The following is a 3,119-nucleotide window of genomic DNA, read 5'->3' as shown; positions in this document are numbered from 1 at the left end:
AAGAACCCTACCTCGACAAGATCGTCTTCGAGCTCTACACCGATGAGAACACGCTGCTCGCGGCCCTTCAGCAGGGGAGCGTGCAGGCGGCGGCCTTCGTTGACGGCAGCCTCGCCCAACAGGCCGAATCAAGCGGATTCACGCTCGGCGAAGCGGCTTTCCGCCGAAACCTCGCGGTGTACATCAACCCTGAGTCGGGTCCGCTCGCCGACCTGAACGTCCGCCGGGCGATCTCGCTGGCGCTGGATCGTCAGGAGATCGTCGACACCGCGATGCTCGGAAACGCGGGTGTCTCGTTCGTCCCGCCCGCCGGCGACCTTGGCGCACCCGAACCGATGTCGTTGCCGTATCACGAGCGCGACGTCGAAGAGGCGAAGCGTCTGCTGGAGGAGGCCGGTCAGCCCAACCCTGAGATCACACTCAGCTACATGGGCGACGTCGCCCAGGCGCATCACCCCGTCTACGAGATGATGCAGCAGCAGCTGGCCGAGGCGGGCATCACGCTGAAGCTCGAGGCGACCCCGCTCTCCGAGATCGCGCCGGTCTTCACCGCCGGTGAGTCGTGGAAGGACCTCGTCGCCATTCCGGGCAGCCCCCGGGCGTCGGCCGCGTACTACCTCGAGCCGGTGCTGCTGGAGGGCGGTTACTACAACCACTGGGACGGCAACCCGGATGCCGAGAAGGCGCGCGAGCTGCTGAAAGAAGCGAAGTCGGCGACCACGCCGGAGGAGTACTACGAGCTCATCGATCAGCTTGCCGTCGAATCGGCCGACAAGGCGCTCGAGTTCGTGCCGGCTGCGGTTCCGGTGACCTTCGAGGTCTGGGACAGCAGCAAGCTCGTCGGCTATGAGACGGATCTGTACACCGCCCGTTCCGGTCTCGACACCGCCTGGCTCGCACAGTGAGCCCGAGAGAGCGGCATAGCCGCGCGGGTGTGCCGCTCTCTCTTCCCCCCATCTCCCTCAGACCGAAAGCTGGTTGACACCGTGAGCACTGACGTCGATGCCCTTCGCGTCGAAGGCCTGACCATCGCCTACGGCACCGCACCACCCTCGGTGACCGACGTCTCTCTGCGCGTGCGCAAGGGGGAGATCGTCGGCGTCATCGGCGAATCCGGCAGTGGAAAGTCCAGTGTTGCGCTGGCGATGATGGGGCTGCTTCCCGACTCTGCGCGGGTCACCGCCGACACCATGTCGGTCGTCGGCGCGGAGATGAATGACGCCTCGGAGCGAGAATGGGGGCGCGTGCGAGGCGTCCGCGCCTCGATGGTCTTCCAGGAGCCGATGTCGGCGCTGAACCCGTGCATGCGCATCGGTGCGCAGATTGCCGAAGTGCTGCTCATCCACGGCGTGGCCGACAAGAAGACAGCCCGCGCAAGGGCGCTCGACATCCTCAACCTGGTGAAGATGCCCGATGCCGCGCGTCGCATGGCCTACTACCCGCATCAGCTCTCGGGCGGACAGCGCCAGCGCGTGGTCATTGCGATCGCGGTCGCTGCCGACCCCACCCTCCTCGTCGCCGACGAGCCCACCACGGCGCTCGACGTCACGGTGCAGGCGCAGATCCTCGATCTGATCCGGTCGCTGCGCGATGAGACGGGAATGGGCGTGCTGTTCATCAGCCACGACCTCGGCGTGATCGGCCAGCTCTGCGAGCGCGTGGCCGTGATGTACCGCGGGCGCATCGTGGAGTACGGCTCGACCGAGGGCATCCTCGCGAACCCGCAGCATCCATACACCAGGGCGTTGTTGGAGAGCATTCCCCGACCGTCTGTTCCGGTGCGCTCGCCCCTGGCCGTCATCCCCGCTGAGAACGATTTCGATCAGGTTCCGGCGATCCTGGAGGAGGTCTCATGACCGACGACGTTCTGCGAGTGAAGAACGTCACTCAGCGCTTCGGGCACGGGAGCAACACGATGACCGCGCTGGATGATGTGAGCCTCGACGTGCGCAGGGGAGAGACCCTGGGCCTGGTCGGCGAGTCCGGTTCAGGCAAGAGCACGCTGGCCCGGGCAATTCTGCTGATGCGCCGCCCCACAGCCGGGGCGATCGAGTTCGACGGCACAGACATCACGGGCCTGCGCGGTCGGGCCCTGCGGAACCATCGCCGGCGCATCCAGATGGTCTTCCAAGATCCGAACGATTCCCTCGACCCGCGCTTCGCTATCGGACGCTCGGTCGCCGAGCCGCTCGTGGCCGCCCGGATGACGTCACGAGAGCGCCGTCTGCGCGTATTCGAATCGCTTGAACAGGTCGGCATCCCCTCGGATTCGGTCGGGCGATTTCCGCACGAGTTCTCTGGCGGTCAGCGTCAGCGCATCGCGATCGCCAGGGCTATGGCCGCCGAGCCCGAGTTCATCGTGCTCGACGAGCCCACCTCGGCACTGGACGTGTCGGTCCAGGCGCAGGTGCTCAATCTGCTCGTCCGTCTGCAGGAACAGACCGGCGTCACCTATCTGTTCATCACACACAACCTGTCTGTCGTGCACCACGTCGCCCACCGGGTCGCCGTCATGCACAGAGGCCAGGTCGTCGAAGAAGGCACGGGCGAGCAGGTGATGACGGCTCCGGAGCATCCGTACACCCAGGGTCTGCTCGAGTCGATGCCGGTGCTCTACCGAACATGAGACATCAAGGAGCGAGGGGAAGACGTGATGCGCGTCCAACGACGAGGCGATAACGCCCGCGAGTGGGAGCTGTACAAGGGGCGAGCGAGCATCGGCATCGAGTGGTACTTCAAAGAGACGACGAACCTGCCGATCTCGGTGATCCGCTATCACCTCGAGCCCGGTGCGGAGGAGGGCCAGCACTTCCACCTGGAGGGCGCCGGTGACAGCTGCTCAACGGGAAGCCAGGATGAGATGTACGTCATCACCCAGGGCGAGGTCGTCATCTCCGCAGACGAAGATCAACGGGTGCTGCGCGCCGGCGACGCGTACTACGCGCCCCAGGGGACGCGCCACGGCGTGCGCAACGAGTCGGATGCTCCCGCGCAGCTGCTCCTGATCTTCGGCCCGCGCGGGCCGCACGCGTTCCGGCAGACCGGCGAGGAGGAGTTCGACGCCGAAGCGGATCGCTGAACGGGTCAGCGGCGTCGCAGTCTCTCGCGCAATTCGTCCA

The 3,119-nt window shown here is 66.0% G+C and carries 4 protein-coding genes; all 4 read left to right on the top strand.

Translation table 11 applies throughout. The features are described 5' to 3' along the window. The coding region (locus tag ACTICP_RS16220; RefSeq protein ID WP_441894124.1) for an ABC transporter substrate-binding protein at positions 1-905 on the top strand (905 nt) is incomplete at its 5' end. Positions 906-986: 81 nt separating this feature from the next. Beyond that, positions 987-1,856: an ABC transporter ATP-binding protein gene (locus ACTICP_RS16215; protein WP_441894122.1), complete on the top strand. Its 870-nt coding sequence runs from the start codon at positions 987-989 to the stop codon at positions 1,854-1,856. Continuing rightward, on the top strand, positions 1,853-2,626 hold the full coding sequence (locus tag ACTICP_RS16210; RefSeq protein ID WP_441894119.1) for an ATP-binding cassette domain-containing protein: 774 nt from the start codon (positions 1,853-1,855) through the stop codon (positions 2,624-2,626). Before ACTICP_RS16215 ends, ACTICP_RS16210 begins: the two co-directional genes overlap by 4 nt. Before the next feature lie 27 nt (positions 2,627-2,653). Next, positions 2,654-3,079 (top strand): cupin domain-containing protein, encoded by a 426-nt coding sequence (locus ACTICP_RS16205; protein ID WP_441894117.1) that lies wholly within the window; start codon positions 2,654-2,656, stop codon positions 3,077-3,079. The last annotated feature ends 40 nt before the right edge of the window (positions 3,080-3,119 follow it).

This window comes from Microbacterium sp., from assembly GCF_052102115.1.
Classification (GTDB): Bacteria; Actinomycetota; Actinomycetes; order Actinomycetales; family Microbacteriaceae; genus Microbacterium.
The sequence above is the reverse complement of the archived record's forward strand: the minus strand, read 5'-3'. Positions and strand labels throughout refer to the sequence as shown.

Coding starts and splice junctions, on each gene's coding strand:
- ACTICP_RS16210 (WP_441894119.1), top strand. CDS start 1,853: ATGACCGACGACGTTCTGCGAGTGAAGAACGTCACTCAGCGCTTCGGG.
- ACTICP_RS16205 (WP_441894117.1), top strand. CDS start 2,654: ATGCGCGTCCAACGACGAGGCGATAACGCCCGCGAGTGGGAGCTGTAC.